This is a genomic window from Bradyrhizobium sp. BLXBL-01, from assembly GCF_051853025.1.
Taxonomy (GTDB): domain Bacteria; phylum Pseudomonadota; class Alphaproteobacteria; order Rhizobiales; family Xanthobacteraceae; genus Bradyrhizobium.
Genome location: NZ_CP182471.1, coordinates 2581263 through 2605086, shown reverse-complemented (window position 1 = coordinate 2605086; position 23824 = coordinate 2581263). Strand labels below are relative to the sequence as shown.

The following is a 23824-nucleotide window of genomic DNA, read 5'->3' as shown; positions in this document are numbered from 1 at the left end:
CATGGCGAGCAGGGCGTAGCTGCGGCGATTTCGGACGACTTGTGCCTGAGACGCACGCCCCTTGCCGCCGGCTATCCTTAACGGGACCTCACCAATGCACGCGACCGGAAAATCCTGAGGCAGCGCGCAACCAGTGCTGGCCGAGCCCGGCTAGCATCGATCTAACGGGCCCTTTACCCGTGCCGTGCAAGATTGCCCCGTTTTTCAGGGATCTGGGGCTCGTATTTCAATGCCTGTTGCCGAATTGAAATCTCGTCTTGCTGCCGCGATGCGATTGTTTCGCGTTCCCGCCGACAATCCGGACCTGACGCGCGCGCAGTTCGACGCCTTCTCCAAGCAGATCCCACTGCTCTACTTCATCCTCATCAGCAACACGATTGCGGTCGCCTACACCTATGTGAACGTGGCGCCGGACTGGCTGACGACGATCGTGCCGGCCGTGCTGACGGTGCTCGCAGGCTCACGGACCTTCTGGTGGCTACGCCAGCGCCGGCTCGTTCGCAGCGATGCCGACATCCTGCGCAATCTGCGCGCCACCAATTGGCTGACCCTGCCGATCGGTGCCGGCTTCACCGCCTGGTCGTTCGCGCTGTACCCCTACGGCGATCCCTTCGCCAAGAGCCAGGTCGCCTTCTACATGGCGGTCACCGTGATCGGCTGCATCTTCTCGCTGATGCATCTGCGCTCGGCGGCGCTGATCGTGACGCTGATCGTCGACGTGCCCTATGTGCTGTTCTTCTTTGCCACGGGTGAGCCGACGCTGAAGGCGATCGCGGTCAACAACCTCCTGGTTTCCGGCGCGATGGTGACGGTGTTGTTCATCTACTATCGCGACTTCGCCGATCTCGTCGCCAGCCGCAAGTCGCTGCTCGCGCAACAGGCGGCGACGCAGGCGCTCTCTGACGAGAACTTCCGCCTTGCCAATCTCGATTCACTCACCGAGCTGCCGAACCGCCGCCGCTTCTTCGCCGAGCTGTCGAGCGCCTTCACCGATGCCGAACGCAGGAAAGTCCGGGTCGCAGTCGGCATCATCGATCTCGACGGCTTCAAGCCGATCAACGACAATTACGGCCACTCAGTCGGCGACCGCGTCCTGATCGAGGCTGGCCGGCGCATCCGCGAGGTCTGCGAGGGTTTTGGTCCGCACCGGGTCGAATTCGCCCGACTCGGCGGTGACGAGTTCGGCCTCGTCGTGTGCGGCGACCCCAATGATGCGGATCTGCTACGGCTGGGCCAGCACATCGGCGACCAGGTCAAGCTTCCCTATCAGCTCGATACCGCTCATACGGGGCTGTCCTGCTCGATCGGCTTTGCGTTGTTTCCGCAATCGGCCACGACCGCGGAAGCACTGTATGAATGTGCCGATTATTCGCTCTACCATGCCAAGCGCCATCTGCGCGGCCGCACCGTGATCTTCTCGAGCGAGCTCGAGGCCGAGATCCGCAGTCGCGGGGTCATCGAGAACCTGCTGCGCACCGCCGATTTCGGCACCGAGATGGACCTGGTGTTCCAGCCGATCGTCGATTCCATGAGCGAGCACACCGCCGGCTTCGAGGTGCTGGCGCGCTGGCGCAGCGCCCGCCTCGGCCTGGTCTCTCCGGCCGATTTCATTCCGGCTGCCGAGCGCATCGGTCTGATCCGGCCGCTGACGCAAGCGCTGCTGGTGCGCGCACTCGCCGTCGCCAGGACATGGCCCGATCACATCCGCCTGTCGTTCAACCTCTCCGCACACGACGTCTGCGCGGCGGAGGGCATCTTGCCGCTGATCGCCATCATCGAGAAGAGCGGGCTGCCGCCACAGCGGATCGATTTCGAGATCACCGAGACCGCCGTCACTTTCGACTTCGTCCGCGCGCAGCAATCGATCGCAACGCTGAAGGCAATGGGCTGCGGCATTTCGCTGGACGATTTCGGCACCGGCTATTCGTCGTTGAGCCACGTGCACCGGCTGCCGCTCGACAAGATCAAGGTCGACCGCAGCTTCGTTTCCGACATCAACGAGAATCCGGTCAGCCACAAGATCATCAAATCGCTCACCGGCCTCTGCGACGACATGGAGATCGCCTGCGTCGTCGAGGGCGTCGAGACCCGTGCTCAGCTCGACACCCTGCGCCGCCTGGGGTGTGACTTCATCCAGGGCTATTATTTCGCAAAGCCCATGCCGGCCGATGCGATTGGCGACCATCTGGCGAAGGAGAGCCGGCGCCTCGACGGCACCGGGGCCAAGGTCGTGGCCTGAGCCTCCGTCTACCTCGCCAGGCTCGGCAGATCGAGCCCCTTGTCGCGGGCGCAGTCGATCGCGATGTCGTAGCCGGCATCGGCATGACGCATGACGCCGCTGGCGGGATCGTTCCACAGCACGCGCTCGATCCGCTTCGCCGCCTCGGGCGTGCCGTCGGCGACGATCACCATGCCGGCATGCTGCGAATAGCCGATGCCGACGCCGCCGCCATGATGCAGCGAGACCCAGGTCGCCCCGCTAGCGCAATTGAGCAGCGCATTGAGCAGCGGCCAGTCGGACACCGCATCCGATCCGTCCTTCATCGCCTCGGTCTCGCGGTTGGGGCTCGCCACCGAGCCGCTGTCGAGATGATCGCGACCGATCACGATCGGTGCTTTCAATTCGCCACGCGCCACCATCTCGTTGAAGGCGAGGCCGAGACGATGGCGATCGCCGAGACCGACCCAGCAGATCCGCGCCGGCAGGCCCTGGAACTTGATGCGCGCCTTGGCCATGTCGAGCCAATTGTGCAGATGCTTGTCGTCAGGCATCAGCTCCTTCACTTTGGCGTCCGTCTTGAAGATGTCCTCGGGATCGCCCGACAGCGCGGCCCAGCGGAACGGCCCGACGCCGCGGCAGAACAGCGGGCGGATATAGGCGGGCACGAAGCCGGGGAAATCGAACGCGTTCTTCAGGCCCATGTCCTGCGCCATCTGGCGGATGTTGTTGCCGTAGTCGAGCGTCGGAATGCCCTGGGCATGGAAGTCCAGCATGGCCTGGACATGCTCGACCATCGAGGTCTTTGAGGCGCGCTCCACGGCCTTCGGATCGGATGCGCGCTTGGCTTCCCAATCGGCGAGCGTCCAGCCCTTCGGCAAGTAGCCGTTGATCGGATCATGCGCGCTGGTCTGGTCGGTGACGATATCAGGCTTGACGCCGCGGCGGACCAGCTCGGGGAATATCTCCGCGGCATTGCCGAGCAGGCCGACCGAGACCGCCTTCTTCGTCTTCGCGGCGCCCGCCATGATCGCGAGTGCTTCGTCAAGCGTTGCGGCTTGCCGGTCGAGATAGCCGGTGCGCAGGCGCATCTCGATGCGGCTCGGCTGACATTCGACCGCAAGCATCGAAGCGCCGGCCATGGTCGCCGCCAGCGGCTGCGCCCCGCCCATGCCACCGAGGCCGGCGGTCAGGATCCATTTGCCGGCGAGGCTGCCGCCATAATGGCGACGAGCAACCTCGACGAAGGTCTCGTAGGTGCCCTGCACGATGCCCTGGCTGCCGATATAGATCCAGGAGCCCGCGGTCATCTGGCCGTACATCATCAGGCCCTGGCGATCGAGCTCGTTGAAATGATCGAGCGTGGCCCAATGCGGCACGATGTTGGAATTCGCGATCAGCACGCGCGGCGCGTCGGCATGGGTCCGGAACACGCCGACCGGCTTGCCGGACTGCACCAGCAGCGTCTGGTCGCCCTCCAGCTTGCGCAAGGCCGCGACGATCCGGTCAAAGCTCTCCCAGTCGCGCGCGGCGCGTCCGATGCCGCCGTAGACGACGAGCTCGCTTGGGCGCTCCGCGACGTCAGGATCGAGATTGTTCATCAGCATGCGCAGCGGCGCCTCGGTGAGCCAGCTCTTGGCGCTGATGTCGCTGCCGCGGGGAGCGCGGATGGTGCGGTCGTTGTCCAGTCGGCGGTTCATGTGGACCTCTTCAGACGAGTGTCGGAAACGGATCGGTAGCAAGCTGGGCGAGCGCGGCAGCCGGAAGCGCATCGGCTTCGATCAATGCAGCAGCCTTGGCGAGATCGCCGGCCATGTAGCGATCGGCGCCGAGCGCGGGCACCTGCTCACGCAACGCGGCAATGACGGCGACCAGCGGCGCGCTGGTCGCGTGCGGCGCGCGCAGCGTGATGCCCTGGGCGGCGACCAGAAGCTCGATGCCGAGGATGGCAGCGAGATTGTCGGCCATCTCGGACAGGCGCCGCGCGGCATGCGCGGCCATCGAGACATGGTCTTCCTGGTTGGCGCTGGTCGGCGTCGAATCGATCGAGCAGGCCAGCGCGCGCTGCTTGTTCTCGGCATAGAGCGCAGCGGCCGTCACCTCGGCGATCATGAAGCCGGAATTGATGCCGGGATCGGGGGTGAGGAACGGCGGCAGGCCGAAATTGAGCGCGGGATCGACCAGCGTCGCGATGCGCCGCTCGCTGATCGCACCGATTTCCGACAGCGCCAGCGCGAGTGCATCGGCGGCGAAGGCGACTGGCTCGGCGTGGAAATTGCCGCCGGAGACGATCTCGCCGGTTTCGACCAGCACCAGCGGGTTGTCGGTGACGGCATTGGCCTCGACGATCAGCGTGCGCGCGGCCTGCGTGATCAGATCGAGGGCGGCGCCTGCGACCTGCGGTTGGCAGCGCAGACAATAGGGATCCTGCACACGCTCGTCGCCTTCGAGGTGCGAGAGGCGGATGTCGCTGCCGTCGAGCAGCGCGGTCAGCGTCGCGGCCGCCGCGATCTGGCCGGCATGGCCGCGCAGCGCCTGGACTTCGGGGCGGAACGGTGCCGTCGAGGCCATCGCCGCATCCACCGACAGTGCGCCGGTCACGAGTGCGGCGCGGGCGAGGCGATATGCGCGCAGCACGCCTGATACGGCGTAGGCGGTCGAGAATTGCGTGCCGTTGATCAGCGCGAGGCCTTCCTTCGGCCCGAGGGTCAGCGGCGTGAGGCCGGCGACCTCGAGTGCGTCGGCGCCGGATACGGTCTTCCCGTCAACGATCGCCTGCCCCTCGCCGACCATCACGGCCGTCATGTGCGCGAGCGGTGCCAGATCGCCGGAGGCGCCGACCGAGCCCTGCTGCGGCACCAGCGGACAGACGCCACGGGCCAGCATGTCCTGCAACTGCTCGATCACCGCGCGGCGCACGCCGGAGGCGCCACGCCCGAGCGAGACGATCTTCAACGCCATCATCAACCGCACGATCGGCTCCGGCGTTGCCGGGCCGACGCCGCAGCAATGCGAGACGATGAGGTTGCGCTGGAGCAGCGCGGTCTGGTCCGGCGGAATGCGCTTGGAGGCCAGCTTTCCAAAACCGGTGTTGATGCCGTAGACGGGGACGTCCGCCTGCGCAGCTCGCGTAACGATTTGCGCAGCCGCCTCGACACGCGGCCAGAACGAAGGATCGAGCACGACGGGGGCGCCTTCGAGCACGCGCGCGAGATCGTCGAGGCTCACTGTTCCCGGCTTGACGACGATCGCTGTTTCCTGCTCCGTCACTGCCCCCTCCATACCCGCTTGTGCAGCGGATTGAAGCCGATGCGGTACACCAGCTCGGCGGGCCGCTCGATCTCCCAGATCGCAAGGTCGCACCATTTGCCGGCTTCCAGCGTGCCGGTCTCATTCAGGAGACCGACTGCCCGCGCGCCTTCACGGGTGACGCCGGCAAGGCACTCGGCCACGTTCATCCGGAACAGGGTCGCACCCATGTTCATCGCGAGCAGCAGCGAGGTCAGCGGCGAACTGCCGGGATTGCAGTCGGTCGCCAGCGCCATGGGAACGCCGTGCTTGCGGAACGTCTCGACCGGGGGCTTCTGCGTCTCGCGAATGAAGTAGAACGCGCCGGGCAGCAGCACCGCCACCGTGCCGGCGCTCGCCATTGCGACGGCACCGGCCTCATCGGTGTGCTCGAGATGATCGGCCGAGAGCGCCGAGAATCTCGCGGCAAGCGCAGCGCCGCCGAGATTCGAGAGCTGGTCGGCATGGAGCTTAACCGGCAGTCCAAGTCCCCTCGCCGTTTCGAACACTCGCGCGGTCTGCTCGGCGGAGAATGCGATGCCCTCCATGAAGGCATCGACGGCATCGGCGAGGCCCGCTTTTGCGACCGCCGGCAGCATCTCCTTGCAGACCAGATTGATGTAACGATCCTTGTCGCCGTCGGCCTCGACCGGCAGCGCATGCGCGCCCAAAAACGACGTGCGGATCGCAACCGGCCGCTCGCGGCCGAGGCTGCGCGCGGCCGCCAGCTGCCGCATCTCGGTCTCGGTATCGAGACCATAGCCGGACTTGATCTCGACCGTGGTCGCGCCCTCAGCCGTCAGCGCGTCGAGCCGCGGCAGCGCGCCTGCCACGAGCTCGGCTTCGCTGGCCTTGCGCGTCGCCGCCACAGTCGAGACGATGCCGCCGCCGGCGCGCGCGATCTCCTCGTAGCTCGCCCCTTTCAGGCGCAGCTCGAATTCATGCGCGCGGTCGCCGCCATAGACCAGATGTGTGTGGCAATCGACGAGCCCGGGCGTGATCCAGCGCCCCTCGCAATCGATCCGCTCGATCGCGTCCGCATCGACGGGAAAGTCCGCTGTCGCGCCCGCATAGGCGATGTGGCCGCCGCGTGCGGCGATGACACCATGCTCGATCTCGCCGAGATCGGGACGATCGGCCCGCATCGTCGCGAGGCGGGCATTGTGCCAGATCCGGTCGAAGCGCTCTGCCATGCGGGTATCCATTCGCCCTGGGGATGCTTGACTTATATGTCTAGACATATAATCGTAAGGCGGTTCTGTCCAGCCGGCGTGTAAATCATGACCCGACTGCATTTCGCTTCCGCGCTCCTGCCTTCGGGCTGGGCTAATGACGTGCAGGTGGTCGTCACCGCCGGCGCGATCGCGGCGGTGACACCGGGCGTGGCGCCGGCCGCCGGCGACGAGCGCCACGCCATCGCGCTTCCGGGACTTGCAAGCCTGCACAGCCACGCCTTCCAGCGCGGCATGGCCGGCCTCGCGGAGCTGCGCGGCGATTCCACCGACACGTTCTGGACCTGGCGCGAGACGATGTATCGCTTCGCGCTGGCCATGACGCCCGACGACGTCGCGGCCGTTGCGACGCTGCTCTATGTCGAAATGCTCGAGCAGGGTTTTACCCGCGTCGGCGAATTCCACTATCTGCACCACGACCGCGACGGATCGCCCTACGCTGACCCCGCCGAGATCGCCGAGCGCATTGCCCAGGCGGCCGAAGCCTCCGGCATTGCGCTGACGCTGCTGCCGAGTTTCTATGCGCATGGCTCGTTTGGAGGCGCAGCGCCGCATGCCGGGCAGCGCCGCTTCATCTGCACGGTCGATCGGTTCGCTGCATTGATGACGGCATCGCGCAAGGTGATCAGCGCACTGCCGGGCGCCAATATCGGCATCGCCCCGCACAGTTTGCGCGCTGTGGCGCCGGACGAGCTTGCGGCGATCATTCCGCTCGCGAACGGCGGACCGGTGCACATTCATGCCGCCGAGCAGGTGAAGGAGGTCGAGGATTGCCTCGCCTGGTCGGGCCGGCGTCCGGTGCAATGGCTGCTGGAGCACGCCCCGCTCGATCGGCGCTGGTGTCTCATTCACGCGACCCACATGACGAGTGAGGAGGTGACGGCGTTCGCCAGGACCGGTGCGGTGGCGGGCCTCTGTCCCGTTACGGAAGCGAGCCTCGGCGACGGCGTTTTTTCGGCGCGGGAGTTTGTCGCCGCCGGCGGCCTTTTCGGCGTCGGTACCGATTCCAACGTGTTGATTGGCGCAGCCGACGAATTGCGCCAGCTCGAATACGGCCAGCGGCTCAAGCACCGCCAGCGCAACGTGCTCTCCGGCGGCGCAGGTCATTCCACAGGACGCTCGCTGTTCGACAGAGCGCTCGCCGGCGGCGCGCGGGCGCTGGCGCAGCCGACGGTCGGCCTCACACCCGGTGCACGCGCCGACATCGTCACGCTCGACGCGGCGCATCCTTCGTTGGCAGGACGCGCGCACGATGCCGTCATCGACGGCTGGATCTTCGCCGCCGGCGGCGCCGCCATCGATTGCGTCTGGGCCGGCGGCCGCAAGGTGGTCGAGCGCGGTCAGCATGGATTGCGCCAAGCCGCACGCGAACGCTTCAACGCATCGATCCGGAGGCTCGTCGCATGAGCCTCGTCACCGATGCCGACAAGCCGACGCTCTACAAGCGCATCCGCGCCGACATCGAGAAGCGCATCTTGACCGGCGAATGGCCGCCCGGCCACCGCATTCCCTTCGAGCACGAGCTGGTGGCGCGCTACGGCTGCTCGCGCATGACCGTGAACAAGGCGTTGTCGGAGCTCGCGCAAGCCGATCTGATCGAGCGGCGGCGGCGCGCCGGCTCGTTCGTGCGCCGGCCGCAGCATCAGTCGGCGGTGCTCAAGATCGCCGACATCCGCGCCGAGATCTCCGCGCTTGGACGCAGCTACGGCTACGAGCTGATCGGCCGCAAGCTGCGCGCGGCGACGGCCGCCGACCGCGATCGCCTCGGCGTGAAGAAGGCCGGCAAGGTGGTCGCGATCACCTGCCGACATAGCGCCGATAATGTGCCTTTCGCGGTCGAGGACAGGCTGATCGACCTCTCGTCCGTGCCCGACGCCGCGGCCGCCGATTTCTCGCGCGAACCGCCAGGCTCCTGGCTGCTTCACCATGTCCCATGGACCGAGGCCGAGCATACGATCAGTGCCATCGTTGCGGACGACCGCACGGCGGAAGCGCTCGACATTGCCGTCGGCGCCCCCTGCCTCGTGATCGACCGCTACACCTGGCGCAGCGCACGCACCATCACCGCGGTGCGCCTGCTCTATCCCGGTGACTCTCACCGCCTTGTCGCCCGATTCAAGGGAGGCTGAGAGGACATGTCGGCACAATTCGTGCAACGCATCGGGCAACGGTCCAGGTGGGCCGACAGTGATCAACAGGACGTCAAACCATCGATCGGCAAGAGGACGAAAATCATGCGTAGTTCGAAAGTATTTGCGACAATCATTGCCCTCGCGGTGGCCACCCCCGCGCTCGCCGACGACGTCAAGGTCGGCGTCGGCATCTCCGGCTGGACCGGATTCGCGCCGCTGACGCTGGCGAAGGAGGCGGGCATCTTCAAGAAGAATGGCCTCGACGTCACCATCAAGAAGATCCCCCAGAAGGACCGCCATCTCGCCATCGCCTCCGGCGACATCCAGTGCGCGGCGACCACGGTCGAGACCTGGATCTCCTGGAACGCCAACGGCGTCGCGACCAAGCAGATCTTCCAGCTCGACAAGAGCTACGGCGCCGACGGCATGGCCGTGCGCAACGACGTCGCCGCGATCAAGGACCTCAAGGGCAAGACCGTCGCAGCCTCCGCGCCGGGCACCTCGCCCTATTTCGCGCTGGCCTGGATGCTGAAGAAGAACGGCCTCACCACCAAGGACGTCACGATCGTCAACCTCGAGCCCGCTGCGGCCGCGCAGGCCTTCGTCTCCGGCCAGAACGATGCCGCGATGACCTATGAGCCCTATTTGTCGACGGTGCGTGCCGCGCCCGACAAGGGCAAGATCATCGCGACCACGCTCGACTATCCGATGGTGATGGACACGTTCGGCTGCACGCCGAAGTTCCTCACCGACAATCCCAAGGCCGCCAAGGCCCTCGCCGACAGCTACTTCGAGGCGATCGAGATGATCGCCAAGGACCAGACCAAGTCCTACGAGATCATGGGCGCCGACGTGAAGCAGACCGGCGAGCAGTTCGGCAACTCGGCGAAATATCTGCGCTGGCAGGACAAGGCCGCGAACCAGAAGTTCTTCGCCGGCGACTTCCTGACCTTCAACAAGGAGGCCGCCGAGCTGCTGCTCGAGATCGGCATCATCAAGGCCGCGCCGAAGGTCGAGGACCTCTACGACGCGAGCTTCATCAAGTAACGTTCTCCAAGATGCCGGTTCCGCCTCGGGCGGAGCCGGCGCACCATTCGGATACAGTTTGATGCGTCCCCTGGATCCCGTGACATCGAAGCAGCGTGCGGCGTACGGCTTGGCGTTCTTCGTGCTGTTCGTCGCCCTCTGGTCGTGGGCGACGTTCGGCGGCCATGTGTCGAAGACCTTCCTCGCCAATCCGCTCACCATGGTGCAGGAGGGCCTCGAGCTGCTCGCCAAGCACGGCTTCCTGTTCGACATCGGCATGACGATCTGGCGCGTCGTCGGCGGCTTTGCACTCGCGGCCGTCATTGCGGTGCCGCTCGGCGTGCTGATGGGCGCCTACAAGCCGGTCGAAGCCTTCCTCGAGCCGTTCGTCTCATTTGCACGTTATCTGCCCGCTTCCGCCTTCATCCCGCTGCTGATCCTATGGGCCGGCATCGGCGAATTGCAGAAGCTGCTCGTCATCTTCATCGGTTCGGTGTTCCAGGTCATCCTGATGGTCGCGGTGACGGTCGGCGCCACGCGGCGCGATCTGGTCGAGGCCGCCTACACGCTCGGCGCCAGCGACCGCGGCATCATCCGCCGCGTGCTGCTGCCCTCCTCCGCGCCGGAGATCGCAGAAATCCTGCGGCTGGTGCTGGGCTGGGCCTGGACTTACGTCATCGTCGCCGAGCTGATCGGCTCGTCCTCGGGCATCGGTCACATGATCACCGACAGCCAGGCGCTGCTCAACACCGGCCAGATCATTTTCGGCATCATCGTGATCGGGCTGATCGGCCTCCTCTCCGACTTCATGTTCAAGGCATTCAACGCCTGGCTGTTTCCGTGGAGGCTCGCATGACGATCCTCAAGGTCGAACAGGTCTCGCGCACCTTCCCCGCGCGTCACGGCAACGCGCCGACCAGAGCGCTGGAGCCGACCGACCTCACCATCGGCAACAACGACTTCGTCACCATCCTCGGCCCGTCCGGCTGCGGCAAGTCCACGCTGCTGCGCATCGTCGCGGGCCTCGATCGTCCGACCAGCGGCCGTGTCACCCTCGACGGACGCGAGGTGACCGGCCCGGGCGCCGATCGCGGCATGGTGTTCCAGTCCTACACGCTGTTCCCCTGGCTGACGGTGCGCGAGAACATCGCTTTCGGCCTGCGCGAGCGCGGCGTGTCCGAGGCGGAGCGACACAAGATCGCGAATGCCTTCATCCGCCAGGTCGGACTGTCCGGCTTCGAAAATCATTGGCCGAAGCAGCTCTCCGGCGGCATGCAGCAGCGCACGGCGATCGCGCGCGCGCTCGCCAATGACCCGAAGATCTTGTTGCTCGACGAGCCCTTCGGCGCGCTCGACAACCAGACCCGCGCCCTGATGCAGGAGATGCTGCTCGGGATCTGGGAGCGCGACCAGAAGACGGTGCTGTTCGTCACCCACGACATCGAGGAAGCCATCTTCCTCGGCAGCCGCGTCATCGTCATGAGCGCACGCCCCGGACGCATCAAGGCCGAAATCCATGTGGACCTGCCGCATCCCCGCTCCTACAAGATCAAGACCACGCCGGAATTCGTCCAGCTCAAGGAACGGCTGGTCGAGGAGATCCGCACCGAGGCACTGAAGGTTGCCGAACATGCCTGACACTCGCGCCGACGGACATCGCGTCCTCGCCGACCTCCATGCACTTCGCGCCATCGGCGCCTACAAGACCGGCGTGCACAAGCCGACCTTCTCCGAGCCGCACAAGCTGTCGCTGGAGTGGCTCGTTCAGAAGCTGCCCGAGGCCGATCTTTCCGCGACGATCGACGGCATCGGCAATGTCTTCGGGACGAGCACGAAGCCCGGGCCGAAGCTGCTGGCGGGATCGCACCTGGAAAGCCAGAATTATGCCGGCTGGCTCGATGGCCCGCTCGGCGTCGTCTATGCGCTCGAGGCCGCGCGCGTCCTGAACGCCGACGCTTCCGTGAACGGCGCGGTCGAGGTCGCCGCCTGGTGCGACGAGGAGGGACATTTCGGTCATTTCCTCGGCTCGCGCTCCTATGTCGGACAGGTGGCCGAGGCCGACATCGAAGCCGCCCGCGACCGCACCAGCGGCCGCACCATGCGCGATGCCCTTGCCGACATGGGGCTCGCGGGGCGTCCGCGCATCACCGCCGAGCCGGGACGGCACGTCGGTTATCTCGAGGCGCATATCGAGCAGGGCGACACGCTCGAAAGCGGGCGCCTCGCGATCGGCGTCGTGACGTCCATCGTCGGCATCTGGCAGTACCAGATCAATTTCACCGGCGAGCAGAACCACGCCGGCACCACGCGCATGGCGGTGCGCAAGGATGCCGGCCTCGCGCTGGCCAAGTTCTGCGTCGCGATCGACGAGCGCCTCCCCGCCGTCTGCGGCCCGCGCACGGTCTGGACCACCGGCCGCATCACGCTCGATCCGGGCGCGCCGAGCATCATCCCCGGTGGCGCAGAGATGCTGTTCCAGATTCGCGACGACGATCCGACGGTCATCGCGCGGCTGGAGCAATTGCTCCGGACCATGGCGGACGAGGCCAGTGCCAAGGGCCCCTGCACCGTCAGCGTGACGAAGCTGCGCACCGGCGCACCCGCGATGATGAATGCGGGCTTTCAGGACGCGATCGAGGCCGCGAGCAAGGCCGTCGCCGGCGGCCGATCCATCCGCATGCCCAGCGGCGCCGGCCACGATGCGCAGATGCTGGCAACCGTCATGCCCGCCGGCATGCTGTTCGTGCCGTCGATCGGCGGCATCAGCCATCACTGGACCGAGAACACGGCGGATGCCGACATCGTGACGGGCGCAGAGGTGTTCGTCGAGGCGTGCCGGCGGATCCTTGGCGGCTAGCGCTGCGTCCGGAGCGCGACCGAGAGTTTGGCATCTGCTCTCTCCGCCCGTCATTGCGAGGAGCTCGCGACAAAATTGCGTAGCAATTTTGCGCTGATGCGACGAAGCAATCCAGAATCTATCCGCGGAAAGATTCTGGATTGCTTCGCTGCGCTCGCAATGACGGAGTATGACGCAACTACATTGCTCTTTCAGTGCCGTAGGGTGGGCAAAGGCGCATAGCGCCGTGCCCACCAACCTTGGCAGTAAGCGAGAATGGTGGGCACGCTGCGCTTTGCCCACCCTACGATATTTGAGCTTGTCACACGCAGATACGCCTCGCTCCATCCGGGCAACCGGCCACCTGCAATCGCGACAAGTTGCTCGCAGCTGGCACGAGCTGCGACAATCTGAACGCGGTGCCGACACAAAGCTGCGGCATTTCTCCGCTTTCTCCACCGTCCCGCCTGTACTTCCCCGGAGTTCCCATGTCTTCTGCCGATCGGCCGGCGACCCGTCTTGCCACTCGGCTTGCCTTCCTCGTCGCGGGCTTCGGCATCGCGTGCTGGGCACCGCTGGTGCCGTTCGCGAAGGCGCGGCTCGCCGTCGACGACGGGGTTCTCGGGCTGCTCCTGCTCAGCCTCGGCATCGGCTCGGTCGTCGCGATGCTGCTCACAGGCGTTCTCAGCGCGCGCTACGGCAGCAGGCCGGTCATCGTCGCGGGCGGGCTTGGTCTCACACTGGTGCTGCCGCTGCTGGCGATCGCAAGCTCGCCGCTGTCGCTGGCGCTGGCGCTGCTTGCGTTCGGCGCCGCGCTCGGTTCGATCGACGTCGCCATGAACATCCACGCCGTGGAGGTGGAGCGCGCCGCGGGACGCCCGCTGATGTCCGGGTTCCACGCCCTGTTCAGCATCGGCGGCTTCGCCGGATCCGCGCTGATGACGGCGCTGCTCTCGCTGCAGCTCGGGGCACTCGCCTGTACCCTGATCTGCTCCGTGCTGATGCTGATCGCGATGCTCGTAACCTGGCCGCGCCTGCTTCGCTCGGTGCAGGTGCAGGAAGGCCCATTGTTCGTGCTGCCGCACGGATCGGTGCTGCTGCTGGCGCTGCTCGGCGCCATCACCTTCCTGGTCGAAGGCGCGATGCTCGATTGGGGCGCGCTGCTCGTGATCGGCGCCGGGCTCGTCAGCGAGGCGCAAGGCGGCGTCGGCTACATCGTGTTCTCGATCGCGATGACGATCGGGCGGCTCGGCGGCGACGCGGTCGTTGCGCGCATCGGAGACCGCACGACATTGCTGTGGGGTAGCCTCATTGCGATCGCCGGCTTCGTGGTGCTGCTCACCGCCCCCGTGGCAGCGGTCGCCATCGGCGGATTCCTGCTGATCGGGCTCGGCGCCTCGAACCTCGTGCCTGTGCTGTTCCGCCGGGCGGCGCAGCAAAAGGTGATGCCCACGGGACTTGCGGTCGCGGCGATCACGACGGCAGGCTACGCAGGCGTCCTGCTCGGCCCTGCCGGCGTCGGCTTCGTCGCACAGCTCGGCGGACTGCCGATGGCATTTTGGCTGCTCGCCGCCTTGATGGGTCTCGTCACGTTGACGGCGCAGATCGTCACCGCGGAGCAGCGCCCGACCGGGCCTTAGCCTCCGACCGCCGCAGCGCGACGCGGCAGCTTCCAGCCGGGCCGGATGAAGTGGCAGGTGTAGCCATCCGGATAATGTTCGAGATAATCCTGATGCTCGGGCTCGGCTTCCCAGAACTCGCGCGCGGGCGCGACCTCGGTCACCACCTTGCCGGGCCACAGGCCGGACGCCTCGACGTCGGCAATGGTGTCTTCGGCAATCCGCTTCTGCTCCTCGCTGGTGTAGAAGATCGCCGAGCGATAGCTCGTGCCGATATCGTTGCCCTGACGGTTGAGCGTGGTCGGATCATGGATCTGGAAGAAGAACTCCAGCATGGTCCGGAAGCTGGTCCTGGCTGGGTCGAACACGATCTCGATCGCTTCGGCATGGCCATCATGATTGCGGTAGGTGGCGTTCTTGACGTGCCCGCCGGTGTAACCGACGCGGGTGGAGATCACGCCCGGCTGCTTGCGGATCAGATCCTGCATGCCCCAGAAGCAGCCTCCGGCCAAAACTGCGCGTTCCGTCGTCATGTGATGTGCTCCCAATGATCGCCAAACAGCTCGTGCATCATATAGGCTTTCGGCCTCCCGGCCGAAAGCCACGCATTGACGCGGGTCCACCCGGTGCCTGGACCGGACGGACCGGAAGCAAACGCTTGCCCTAGGCCAGCTTGGCGTCGAGCGTGATGGCGGCGTTGAGCACCTTGGACACCGGGCAGTTCTTCTCGGCCTCGCCGGCGAACCGGGCGAAGCCGGCATCGTCGAGACCAGGCACTTTCGCCCGCAGGGTCAGCGCGGATTTGCTGATCTTGAAGCCCTTGCCTTCGGGCTCGAGCGTGACGGCGGCTTCGGTCGAGAGCTCGTCCGGCGTGAAACCCGCCATTTGCAGGCCGAAGGCAAGCGCCATGGTGAAACAGCCGGCATGGGCTGCGGCGATCAACTCTTCGGGATTGGTGCCCTTCTCGTTCTCGAAGCGGGTCTTGAACGAATAGGGCGTCGCGGCAAGCACGCCGGATTCGCTCGACAGTTGGCCCGTGCCATCGCGACCAGTGCCCTTCCAGACTGCTGTTGCCTTGCGGATCATCTCAGCTCTCCTTGCTTGTCTACACCGGATCGAACGCGCGGATCGGCGGCAGATTGCCGGTGAACTTCTCCACCTCGACGGTCGTCAACTGGCCGGTGCAGCCCTGCGCCAGGGACGAGGTGCCGACGTCGCGAGTCAGCACGTTCGGATTGCCGTGAACGCAGAGCGGCGCCTCGTCTTCGGGATCCATCGGATCATACCACGCGCCGGTCGGAAGCTGAACCACGCCGGGCGAGATGCCGTCGGTGACGTGGACCGCGGCGAGGCACGCGCCGCGCTCGTTGAACAGGCGGATGATGTCGCCGTCCTTGATGCCGCGCGCCTGTGCATCGACCGGGTTCATGCGCGCGACCTCGCGGCCGCGATGCTTTGCGGAGAGCGAATGCCCGCCGAAATCGAGCTGGCTGTGCAGGCGCGTCACCGGCTGGTTGGCGACGAGGAAGCACGGTGCACCTCGCTTGGGAATATCGGTCTTGTCGAGCCAGACCGGATGGCCGGGACAATCCGCATCGCCGTGCGCTGCGATCTTGGCCGAGAAGATCTCGATCCGTCCGCTCGGCGTCGGCAAAGCGTGATTGACGGGGTCCTCGCGGAAGCGGCGCAGCCGGCCGCCGTCGTCGGGCTGCTGCGGCACGACCAGGCTGCCGCGCGCCCAGAACTCGTCGAAGTCAGGCGCCTCCAGGCCGCGCTTCGCCAGCGAGGCGCGGGTCGGCTCGTAGAGACGCTCCAGCCACTGCCGCGACGTGCGTCCCTCGGTGAAGGGCTCGCGCGCACCGAGACGTTCGGCGAGATCGGCAAAGATGTCGTAGTCGTCGCGTGCCAGCCCGAACGGCTCGGCGATCCGGTGCATGGCGACCATGAGCGGGTCGTTGGTGGAATAGCCGATGTCCTCGCGCTCCAGCGTCATCGTGGAAGGCAGCACGATGTCGGCGTGGCGGGCGGTGGCGGTCCAGGCGAGCTCGTGCACGACCAGCGTGTCCACCTTCGCGAACGCCTTGCGCAGGCGGTTGATGTCCTGATGGTGATGGAACGGATTGCCGCCCGCCCAGTAGACCAGACGAATGTCCGGATAGGTGCGCGTCTCGCCGTTGTAGCGATACGTGCCGCCGGGATTGAGCAGCATGTCGGCGATGCGCGCCACCGGAATGAAATCGGCAACGCCGTTGCGGCCCTGCCCCAGCGTCGGCCCCGGCACGTCGTTGACGCGGCGGCCGTAATAGCCGATCGCCCCCAGCGAATAGGCATAGCCGCCACCGGGAAGGCCGATCTGGCCGAGGGCCGCCGCCAGCACCATGCCCATCCACACCGGCTGCTCGCCATGCTCGGCGCGCTGCAGCGAATGGGAGACGGTGACGAGCGCGCGCTTTCCGGCAAGACGCCGCGCCAGCTTGCGGATCGCATCCGCCTCGACGCCGCAGATCGCGGCGGCCCATTCGGCGTGCTTGGCTTGGCCGTCGCTCTCACCGTTGAGATAGCGCAGGAAGATTGGCCAGCCCTCGGTGTAGCGATCGAGGAAGGCCTGGTCGTGCAGGTTCTCTCCGACCAGCGTATGGACGATGCCGAGCATCAACGCGGTGTCGGTGCCGGGCACGCAAGCCATCCATTCGGCGCCGGCCTCGACCGGCAGATCGTCGCGCAGCGGGCTGACCAGGATGAACTCGCAGCCGCGCGCCCGCGCCGCCGCCATGGCGCCGCGCTCGACATGCTTGCTGATCGAGCCGCCGGCCACCATGGAGTTCTTCAGCGCCATGCCGCCAAAGGCCAGCACGATGTCCGTCTCGGTCGCAATCTGCTCCCAGGTGACGTTGCGCTTGGTGATGTCCTCGTAGCCGGCCAGGATCTGCGGCAGTAGCACCGAGGACGCACCGGACGAATAGGTGTTGACCGAGCGCACATAGCCGCCCATCGCGATATTGAGGAAGCGATGCACCTGGCTCTGGGCGTGATGGAAGCGCCCGGCACTCGACCAGCCATAGGAGCCGCCGAACACGGCGCCGGGTCCGCGCGTGTCGCGGATGCGGCCGAGTTCGTCACCGAGGAGATCGAGCGCCTTGTCCCAGCTGACGGAGACGAACTCGTCGCGGCCGCGGCGATCGTCGGGGCCCGGTCCACGCTCGAGCCAGCCGCGGCGGATTGCCGGCTGGGCGATGCGCGCCTGGTGGCGGAGCGCGCCGGGAAAATTGTCGATGATGCCGTTCGGATCGGGATCGCCCGCATAGGCCCTGACCTCCAGCCCGGCCACGCCCTGGCGCGCGGAGAACACGCCCCAATGTGAGGTGTGCGGCTTGAAGCCGTCCGACAGGTCAAGACCGGGGTCGGGGAAGCCAATCGTATCGTCCATCTCTGATCCTTGTTCCGGCGGCGTCGGCAAAGGGTGGTAATATACCGATCCGCTCCGGACGTCGTCGAGATCAGGGTTGACGGGAACGCTGACCTGCCCCGCGCAAAGCCAGCCTCAGGGCTGTTGACACTCCCGAGTGTCATCGAGCGCGTTATGGCGCCGACGCTGCATCATCCGCGTGCGCAGCAATCGACCAGCAGATTCCAGATCCGCTGCGTCTCTTCTCTCTTGTTCGCCTCCGGCACGTTCTCCGCGCTCGACCGATCAAGCGCGGCGATAGTGGGGGGTTGGCGAGGCACGATCCACCGCTCCGAAATCGGGTCGTACCATTTGCCGATATTCATCTCAGTCACGACGGTCGACTCACAAATTGACAGGCTCGGGCGATGCGCCCCGCGCGGTGCTCATTGGAGCCCGTGTGGCGCGCCACCCGATTCACCAATCAGGAGATCGCATGTTGGTTCCAGAACCCGCTGCGTCAGCCTGGTCGGGCAGGATGCAGCGTGCGCGGATGCCGCTCGTGCAGCAATCGCGCGAGCTCCTCACGCTCGGTGTCGCGGCCCTTCATCGCGGTCTCGAACAGTGCTTCCTGGATGTCGCGAGGCATGTCGCCCCACACGTCCATCGCCGCACGCCCGAGCAGGTCCGCAAAATGATCCACTCCATCGCTCATTCGGCTCTCCCGATCTGCACACGGGAATGGAACAGCGGCGGCCGCGCCGCGTTCCACTGCCATCATTGTGAAAAGGAGACGTCTTTTATGGGATTCTTCACCAAGGACATCAAATCGATGGAAGACCTGCTGCTGCACGGGCTCCAGGACATCTATTACGCAGAACAGCAGATTCTGAAAGCGCTGCCGAAGATGATCGACAAGGCGACCAACAGGGATCTCGTCGCCGGGCTGAAGGCGCATCTGGAAGAGACCAACAAGCAGGTCGAGCGCCTCGACAAGGTCTTCGCCAAGCTCGGCAAGGAGCCGAGCGGCATGCATTGTCCGGCCATCGACGGCCTGATCAAGGAAGCCGACGAGACCGCCGGCGAGATCGAGGACAAGGCCGTGCTGGACGCTGCGATCGTCGCCAACGCACAGGCGGTGGAGCACTATGAAATGTGCCGCTACGGCACGCTGATCGCCTGGGCGGAAGAGCTCGGCCACGACGACATCGTGCGCTTCCTCACCACCAATCTGAACGAAGAGAAGGCCGCCAACACCAAGCTCAACACGGTGGCCCTGCGCAAAGGCGTCAACGCCAAGGCGTCCAACGCCGCGTGATCGAGGCAGGCTGAGCAAGACGATGGCGGCGCCCGCGGCGCGGCCATCCGGATCTCCGCTGCGAACAGATACCTCCGGTCAGATGAACGGCTTGCCACCGGTGACGGCCAACGTCGCCCCCGACGTGTAGCTCGAAAGCGGATCGGCCAGCATGACATAGGCCGTCGCGAGCTCGGCCGGCTGACCGGCGCGCTGCATCGGCACCTGCTTGCCGAAGTTCTTGACCCTTTCCTCCGACATGGTCGAGGGAATCAGCGGCGTCCAGATCGGCCCCGGGGCCACCGCATTGACCCGGATGCCCTTCTCGGCCAGCATCTGCGCGAGCCCGCCGGTGAAATTCTGGATGGCTCCCTTCGTCGTGGCATAAGCCAAAAGGCTCGGGTTCGGCATGTCGGAATTCACAGAGGCCGTGTTGATGATCGCGGACCCCGGCCGCATGTGGGGGACGGCAGCCTTGGCCAGATAGAACATGGCGTGGATGTTGGTCTCGAACGTCCGCCGCCATTCGTCGTCGCTGATATCTGCGATGTCCTTGAACGTCGCCTGATGGGCGGCGTTGTTGACGAGGATGTCGATGCCGCCAAGCTCTTGGACGGTGCGACGCACGATGGCGCGACAATGCTCGGGATTGCTGATATCGCCCGGGATCAGGACGGCCTTGCGTCCCTCCCGCTCCACCAGCGCCTTGACCTCGGCCGCATCCTCGTCCTCGTTCAAATAGGAGATGACAATGTCCGCGCCTTCACGCGCATAGGCGATCGCCACCGCGCGGCCGATGCCGCTGTCGCCGCCCGTGATGATGGCCTTCTTTCCAGCAAGACGGCCGGCGCCCTTGTAACTCTCTTCGCCGTGATCCGGTCGCGGCTGCATGGCCCGCGTCGAGCCCGGCATCGGCTGCTGCTGCGCAGGATAAGGCGGCTTTGGATAATCGATCATGGACAACTCCCGGCGTTTGCTGCGCTAACGGAGCGCCGCCGAAAGTGTTCCTGCCGTGCATGAGGATAGACGTGCCCCGGCTCCGCGACGTACCAGGGTTCGCCCGCAGCTTGCGTGAGGCGGGTCGTTCAGATCCGCACTCCGTCTTGCTTCCGAGCGGCCTCGACAACAGGTGAATGCCGCTCACCGATGCTTGCAAAGTTCTCATTTGTCGGCCGGTTCCGCCTCGAAACAGACTAGCCCCAAAGTCCAAGCTTGCGAGCGCCTTGGAGAGGAAACCACCTCGCGCGTTCATCGCGGCGTGCGTCCTACGCTGGCATTCGTTCGTCAAGGAAACCGTCGACCGCAGCGAAGACCTGCCAGCGATTTTTCTCCATGAATACCGAGTGCGTGCCGTCGCCGATCTCGATCCAGCGGCGATACGGCGCTGCCGATAGCTTGCTGAACACCGTTTGCGCCATATCCATCGGGCAGTCGCGATCCTGGTCGGCATGGACGATCAGGACCGGCATCGTGAGCAAGGAAGGATCATAAAGCGGCTTGCCGGATGCCCAATATTCGCGGCTGTCCTGAACCGTTCCGTTCGGCGCCCGCAGCTTGTCCGACCCAAGTCCCGTGTTGGCAAAAGTTGCCTCCGCCCATACATCGAACCAGGCCGGCGGCAATATCGCGTTCTTCTTGTCATCGGGAACGCCGTTGAGCCAACGGCTCTTGGCCGCCGATCGCTCGACAACGCGATAGGCGCCGAGGGGTCCGCCGGAATCAGCCGCGCTCGGGGTGGTCCGGAGCCATTGCGGCGCGATCAGAACGAGCTTGTTGACGTGCGCCAGGTTCTCCGAGGCATAGCGTGACATCAGCGTCGTGCCCCACGACCACCCGATCAGGTTGATTCTGTCGACACTTCGCCGTGACCGGATGAACGCAGCAGCACTCGCAACGTCGCGCACAGCGACAGGCGTGCGCACGATCGGCTGATTGTCGGACGCCGGTTCTTCCATTTCTGACGGACGGGTCGACCTGCCGTAGCCACGGACATCGACAAGATAGACGTCATAGCCCTGCTGGGCCAGATGATCCATCCAGGACACGCCATCCAGACGAAGATCGAACGAAGTCGACGCCGGATAGGTCGATCCTGCGACGAACAACACGGTCTTCTCGGCCGAAAACCGGACCAAGTCGGACCGTCGCTTGTTGCGAACGAAGAGTTCGATCCCTGCGGTGTCGCTCGGGATCATCATCTCTTCGCTGATGATGCTGTCGGCGATCGATTTTTGCATCTCGGTGTCCTCTCAGGTTACACGAACCGCCAGTCGAACCTATCGCCGCTGCGCGTGACCCGCCCGGCCGACGTGTTGGCGAAATGAGCCGTGAATACGGTCGCTCGATCTTCCGCTGCCTGCTCGAGAAGCCAGCGGCGCGATGCGCGGGCACGCTCTCCGTGCTCACAGAACGCGCTATTCCAGTCCGGACGATAGATCTGAAGCGGCTGATGCATGATATCGCCGCTGAAGAGCGCCTTCTGTCCCTGGTCGGAGAGCTGGACAGCGACGTGACCAGGGCTGTGCCCCGGGGTTGGATGGAACGTAAGACCATCTCCGATCGCGGCCTCGCCATCGACGATTTCAGCCTGTCCGCTCTGGATGACAGGAAGAACGCTGTCCTCGAATACGCCGGCGCTGAATCCTTCCTTGCCAGCCGGGCCGGACCAATGATCGTACTCGGCCTTGGAGAAGACGTACTTGGCATTCGGGAACGTCGGCACCCAGCGGCCGTTGAGGAGTCGCGTGTTCCAGCCGCAATGATCGGCGTGCAGGTGGGTACAGCAGACATAATCGACCTGTTCGGGTGAGATGCCCGCTTCCGCCAGCCGGTCGAGGAAGGGCAGATTCAGCTGATGAAAGCGCGGCAGCATCGGACGGTCCTTGTCGTTACCCGCGCAACTGTCAATCAGAATCGTGTGGTGCCGCGTCTTCAGAACCCAGGTGTGGATGCTGGCGATGAAGCGGCCCTCCGCCTCGTCGAAGCAATCCGGTATCATCAGCGCTCGGTGCGTCTCCAGAACCGACGGATCCCAATTCGGGAAGAGGAAGTCCGGGGTGAAACCCGGACCTCGCATTTCGATAACCTGACGAATGGCAACGTTGCCGATCGCGTGCACTGCGGTCATTTGAAACAGACTTTCTTGCATTGTGCAGATTGAAACGCGACCGCTACGCCGCCGCCGTCGCGACTGACGGGACCTTGGCCGCTGCCGGCCCGGATCGAAGCCAGAACAAGCCGAGAAAGAACGAGATCGCCGAAACGACCATCACGTAGTACAGGCCAGCGTATATATCGCCGCTCGCAATCTGGAAGGCCGCGGCAATCGCCGGCAAGAGGCCACCGAAATAGCCGTTGCCCACGTGATAGCTGAACGAGACCGACGTGTAGCGCACCTGGGGCGGAAACAGATCGGTCATCGCCGATGCCAGCGGACCAAAGATCATGCCCGCGACCGTGCTGAGCGCCGCCAGCACCAGGATGATCATGCCGAAGTTCATCGCACCTGGATCGGCACGGTTCGGATATCCGGCCTCCTCGAGCGCGAGCTTCAGCTTGCCGGTGAACGCCGCGACGTCCGGAGCCTGCCCTGCCGTGGCAACCGGAATGGCCCTGGCGCCGACGAAAACCGTCGCGACCGCGCCTTTTGCTTCGGACCTGGTGGAATAAGGTGCGCCGAACCGTATCAAGGCGTTCTTGGCGATGTCGCACCCCGTGGTGAATTTCGCCGTCCCGACCGGATTGAATTGGAAGGAACACTCCGATGCATCGGCTGCAACGGTGACAGGGACGACGGCTTGCGCCGTATACAGCGCGGGGTTGGCATAGAAGGTGAGCGCCTTGTAGAGGGGAAGGTAGGTGAAGGTGCCAATGACGCAGGCAGCCAGGATGAATATCTTGGTGCCGTAGCGATCACTCAGCCAGCCGAAGAAAATCATCACCGGCAGCGTCAGCATCAGGGCCGCACCGACCAGGAGACTCGCGATCTGCGGATCGACCTTGGCCGTGCCGGTGAGAAACACCAGAGAATAGATCTGAGCACCGACCAGCAGCACGCTCTGGGGGACCACCATCGCAAACATCGCGATCAGCACGCGCTTCAGATTCGGCCACGCCCGGAGCGTGTCGGAGATCGGAGACTTGGAGAGCGTCCCCTCATTCTTCATCTTGAGGAAGAGCGGCGATTCCTGCAGCTTCAACCGAATCCAGACAGAGATCGCGAGCGGCAACACCGAGCTGATGAACAGGATGCGCCAGCCCCAGTCATTGAAGGCCTCGGGCGTCATGCTGGCGCGCATGAGATACACGGAGAGCATCGAGAGAACGAAGCCGATCGGTGCAGAGGTTTGCAGCCAGGACGTCAGCCAGCCACGGCGACCCTGCGGGGCATGCTCTGCGATGTAGGTCGCGGCACCGCCATACTCACCGCCGAGCGCCAATCCCTGGATCATTCGCAGCAAGATCAAGATCGAGGGCGCCCACAGGCCGATCGACGCATAGCTCGGCACCAGGCCGACCGCAACGGTTGCAAATCCCATCATCAGGATCGTGGTGAGAAAGGTTTGCTTGCGTCCGATCATGTCGCCGATGCGGCCGAACACCAGCGCTCCAAACGGTCGAACGAGATACCCGGTGCCGAAGGTGAGAAGCGCGAAGACGTTGGCCCAAACCGGGTTGTCGCCCGAGAAGAAGTTGACCGAGATGGCCGAAGCCACCGAGATATACATGAAGAAATCGTACCACTCGATGACCGTACCGACGGTCGCCGCGATCATGACCCTTCGCTGCAAC

21 protein-coding genes are annotated in these 23824 nt (G+C 65.2%); 9 read left to right on the top strand and 12 right to left on the bottom strand.

All coding sequences use genetic code 11. From position 1 onward, the window contains the following. Nucleotides 1-229: 229 nt before the first annotated feature. On the top strand, nt 230-2239 hold the full coding sequence (locus ACNJYA_RS11690; RefSeq protein WP_439402940.1) for a putative bifunctional diguanylate cyclase/phosphodiesterase: 2010 nt from the start codon (nt 230-232) through the stop codon (nt 2237-2239). Nucleotides 2240-2247: 8 nt separating this feature from the next. Here the strand turns inward: ACNJYA_RS11690 and hutU are convergent, their stop codons facing one another. From hutU to hutI, 3 genes are read right to left on the bottom strand one after another with little or no spacing between them, the layout of a single operon-like run. Beyond that, entirely contained in the window at nt 2248-3918 is a 1671-nt protein-coding gene (hutU, locus tag ACNJYA_RS11685) for a urocanate hydratase (RefSeq protein ID WP_439402939.1), read from the bottom strand. Nucleotides 3919-3928: 10 nt separating this feature from the next. Beyond that, nucleotides 3929-5488 carry a histidine ammonia-lyase gene (hutH, locus tag ACNJYA_RS11680; RefSeq protein WP_439402938.1) on the bottom strand — a complete coding sequence of 520 codons (1560 nt, stop codon included), beginning with the start codon at nt 5486-5488 and terminating at the stop codon, nt 3929-3931. After that, nucleotides 5485-6699, bottom strand: a complete 1215-nt coding sequence (gene hutI, locus ACNJYA_RS11675; protein ID WP_439402937.1) for an imidazolonepropionase — start codon at nt 6697-6699, stop codon at nt 5485-5487. The genes hutH and hutI overlap by 4 nt, the downstream gene beginning before the upstream one ends. Nucleotides 6700-6786: 87 nt before the next feature. Here hutI and ACNJYA_RS11670 point away from each other — a divergent pair, with 87 nt between their 5' ends. The 7 genes from ACNJYA_RS11670 (at nt 6787) to ACNJYA_RS11640 (ending at nt 14372) form a co-directional block, all read left to right on the top strand. Then, on the top strand, nt 6787-8145 hold the full coding sequence (locus ACNJYA_RS11670; RefSeq protein WP_439366444.1) for a formimidoylglutamate deiminase: 1359 nt from the start codon (nt 6787-6789) through the stop codon (nt 8143-8145). Next, a complete protein-coding gene (hutC, locus tag ACNJYA_RS11665) occupies nt 8142-8867 on the top strand; it encodes a histidine utilization repressor (protein ID WP_212255242.1) in 726 nt (241 codons plus the stop codon). Before ACNJYA_RS11670 ends, hutC begins: the two co-directional genes overlap by 4 nt. Nucleotides 8868-8972: 105 nt before the next feature. Next, on the top strand, nt 8973-9917 hold the full coding sequence (locus tag ACNJYA_RS11660; protein WP_439366443.1) for an ABC transporter substrate-binding protein: 945 nt from the start codon (nt 8973-8975) through the stop codon (nt 9915-9917). A gap of 61 nt (nt 9918-9978) precedes the next feature. Beyond that, entirely contained in the window at nt 9979-10752 is a 774-nt protein-coding gene (locus tag ACNJYA_RS11655) for an ABC transporter permease (RefSeq protein WP_439366442.1), read from the top strand. Beyond that, on the top strand, nt 10749-11534 hold the full coding sequence (locus ACNJYA_RS11650; RefSeq protein ID WP_439366441.1) for an ABC transporter ATP-binding protein: 786 nt from the start codon (nt 10749-10751) through the stop codon (nt 11532-11534). The genes ACNJYA_RS11655 and ACNJYA_RS11650 overlap by 4 nt, the downstream gene beginning before the upstream one ends. Beyond that, nucleotides 11527-12753, top strand: coding sequence for a Zn-dependent hydrolase (locus ACNJYA_RS11645; protein WP_439366440.1), 1227 nt, complete (start codon nt 11527-11529; stop codon nt 12751-12753). The genes ACNJYA_RS11650 and ACNJYA_RS11645 overlap by 8 nt, the downstream gene beginning before the upstream one ends. Nucleotides 12754-13220: 467 nt before the next feature. Continuing rightward, entirely contained in the window at nt 13221-14372 is a 1152-nt protein-coding gene (locus tag ACNJYA_RS11640; protein ID WP_439402936.1) for an MFS transporter, read from the top strand. On the opposite strand, the gene msrA is transcribed toward ACNJYA_RS11640, so the two are convergent. The 5 genes from msrA to ACNJYA_RS11615 form a co-directional block, all read right to left on the bottom strand. Continuing rightward, nucleotides 14369-14884: a peptide-methionine (S)-S-oxide reductase MsrA gene (msrA, locus tag ACNJYA_RS11635; protein ID WP_271506137.1), complete on the bottom strand. Its 516-nt coding sequence runs from the start codon at nt 14882-14884 to the stop codon at nt 14369-14371. The two genes, ACNJYA_RS11640 and msrA, sit on opposite strands and share 4 nt — an antisense overlap. 130 nt (nt 14885-15014) lie before the next feature. Next, entirely contained in the window at nt 15015-15437 is a 423-nt protein-coding gene (locus ACNJYA_RS11630) for an OsmC family protein (protein WP_439402935.1), read from the bottom strand. A 19-nt stretch (nt 15438-15456) separates the two neighbouring features. Further along, nucleotides 15457-17778, bottom strand: coding sequence for a molybdopterin guanine dinucleotide-containing S/N-oxide reductase (locus ACNJYA_RS11625; RefSeq protein WP_439402934.1), 2322 nt, complete (start codon nt 17776-17778; stop codon nt 15457-15459). Nucleotides 17779-17948: 170 nt separating this feature from the next. Next, complete coding sequence (locus ACNJYA_RS11620; RefSeq protein WP_212255547.1) at nt 17949-18131, bottom strand: hypothetical protein; 183 nt, start codon at nt 18129-18131, stop codon at nt 17949-17951. 125 nt (nt 18132-18256) lie between these two features. Further along, nucleotides 18257-18451 carry a hypothetical protein gene (locus tag ACNJYA_RS11615; protein ID WP_172785609.1) on the bottom strand — a complete coding sequence of 65 codons (195 nt, stop codon included), beginning with the start codon at nt 18449-18451 and terminating at the stop codon, nt 18257-18259. An 87-nt stretch (nt 18452-18538) separates the two neighbouring features. Here ACNJYA_RS11615 and ACNJYA_RS11610 point away from each other — a divergent pair, with 87 nt between their 5' ends. Then, nucleotides 18539-19054 (top strand): YciE/YciF ferroxidase family protein, encoded by a 516-nt coding sequence (locus tag ACNJYA_RS11610; RefSeq protein WP_212255231.1) that lies wholly within the window; start codon nt 18539-18541, stop codon nt 19052-19054. A gap of 78 nt (nt 19055-19132) precedes the next feature. On the opposite strand, the gene ACNJYA_RS11605 is transcribed toward ACNJYA_RS11610, so the two are convergent. The 4 genes from ACNJYA_RS11605 to ACNJYA_RS11590 form a co-directional block, all read right to left on the bottom strand. Next, nucleotides 19133-19990, bottom strand: coding sequence for an SDR family oxidoreductase (locus tag ACNJYA_RS11605; RefSeq protein WP_172785611.1), 858 nt, complete (start codon nt 19988-19990; stop codon nt 19133-19135). Nucleotides 19991-20298: 308 nt separating this feature from the next. Beyond that, nucleotides 20299-21270 (bottom strand): alpha/beta hydrolase, encoded by a 972-nt coding sequence (locus ACNJYA_RS11600; RefSeq protein ID WP_439402933.1) that lies wholly within the window; start codon nt 21268-21270, stop codon nt 20299-20301. Nucleotides 21271-21287: 17 nt separating this feature from the next. Next, a complete protein-coding gene (locus ACNJYA_RS11595) occupies nt 21288-22160 on the bottom strand; it encodes an MBL fold metallo-hydrolase (protein WP_172785613.1) in 873 nt (290 codons plus the stop codon). Nucleotides 22161-22203: 43 nt separating this feature from the next. Beyond that, a complete protein-coding gene (locus ACNJYA_RS11590) occupies nt 22204-23808 on the bottom strand; it encodes an MFS transporter (RefSeq protein ID WP_439402932.1) in 1605 nt (534 codons plus the stop codon). Nucleotides 23809-23824: the final 16 nt, after the last annotated feature.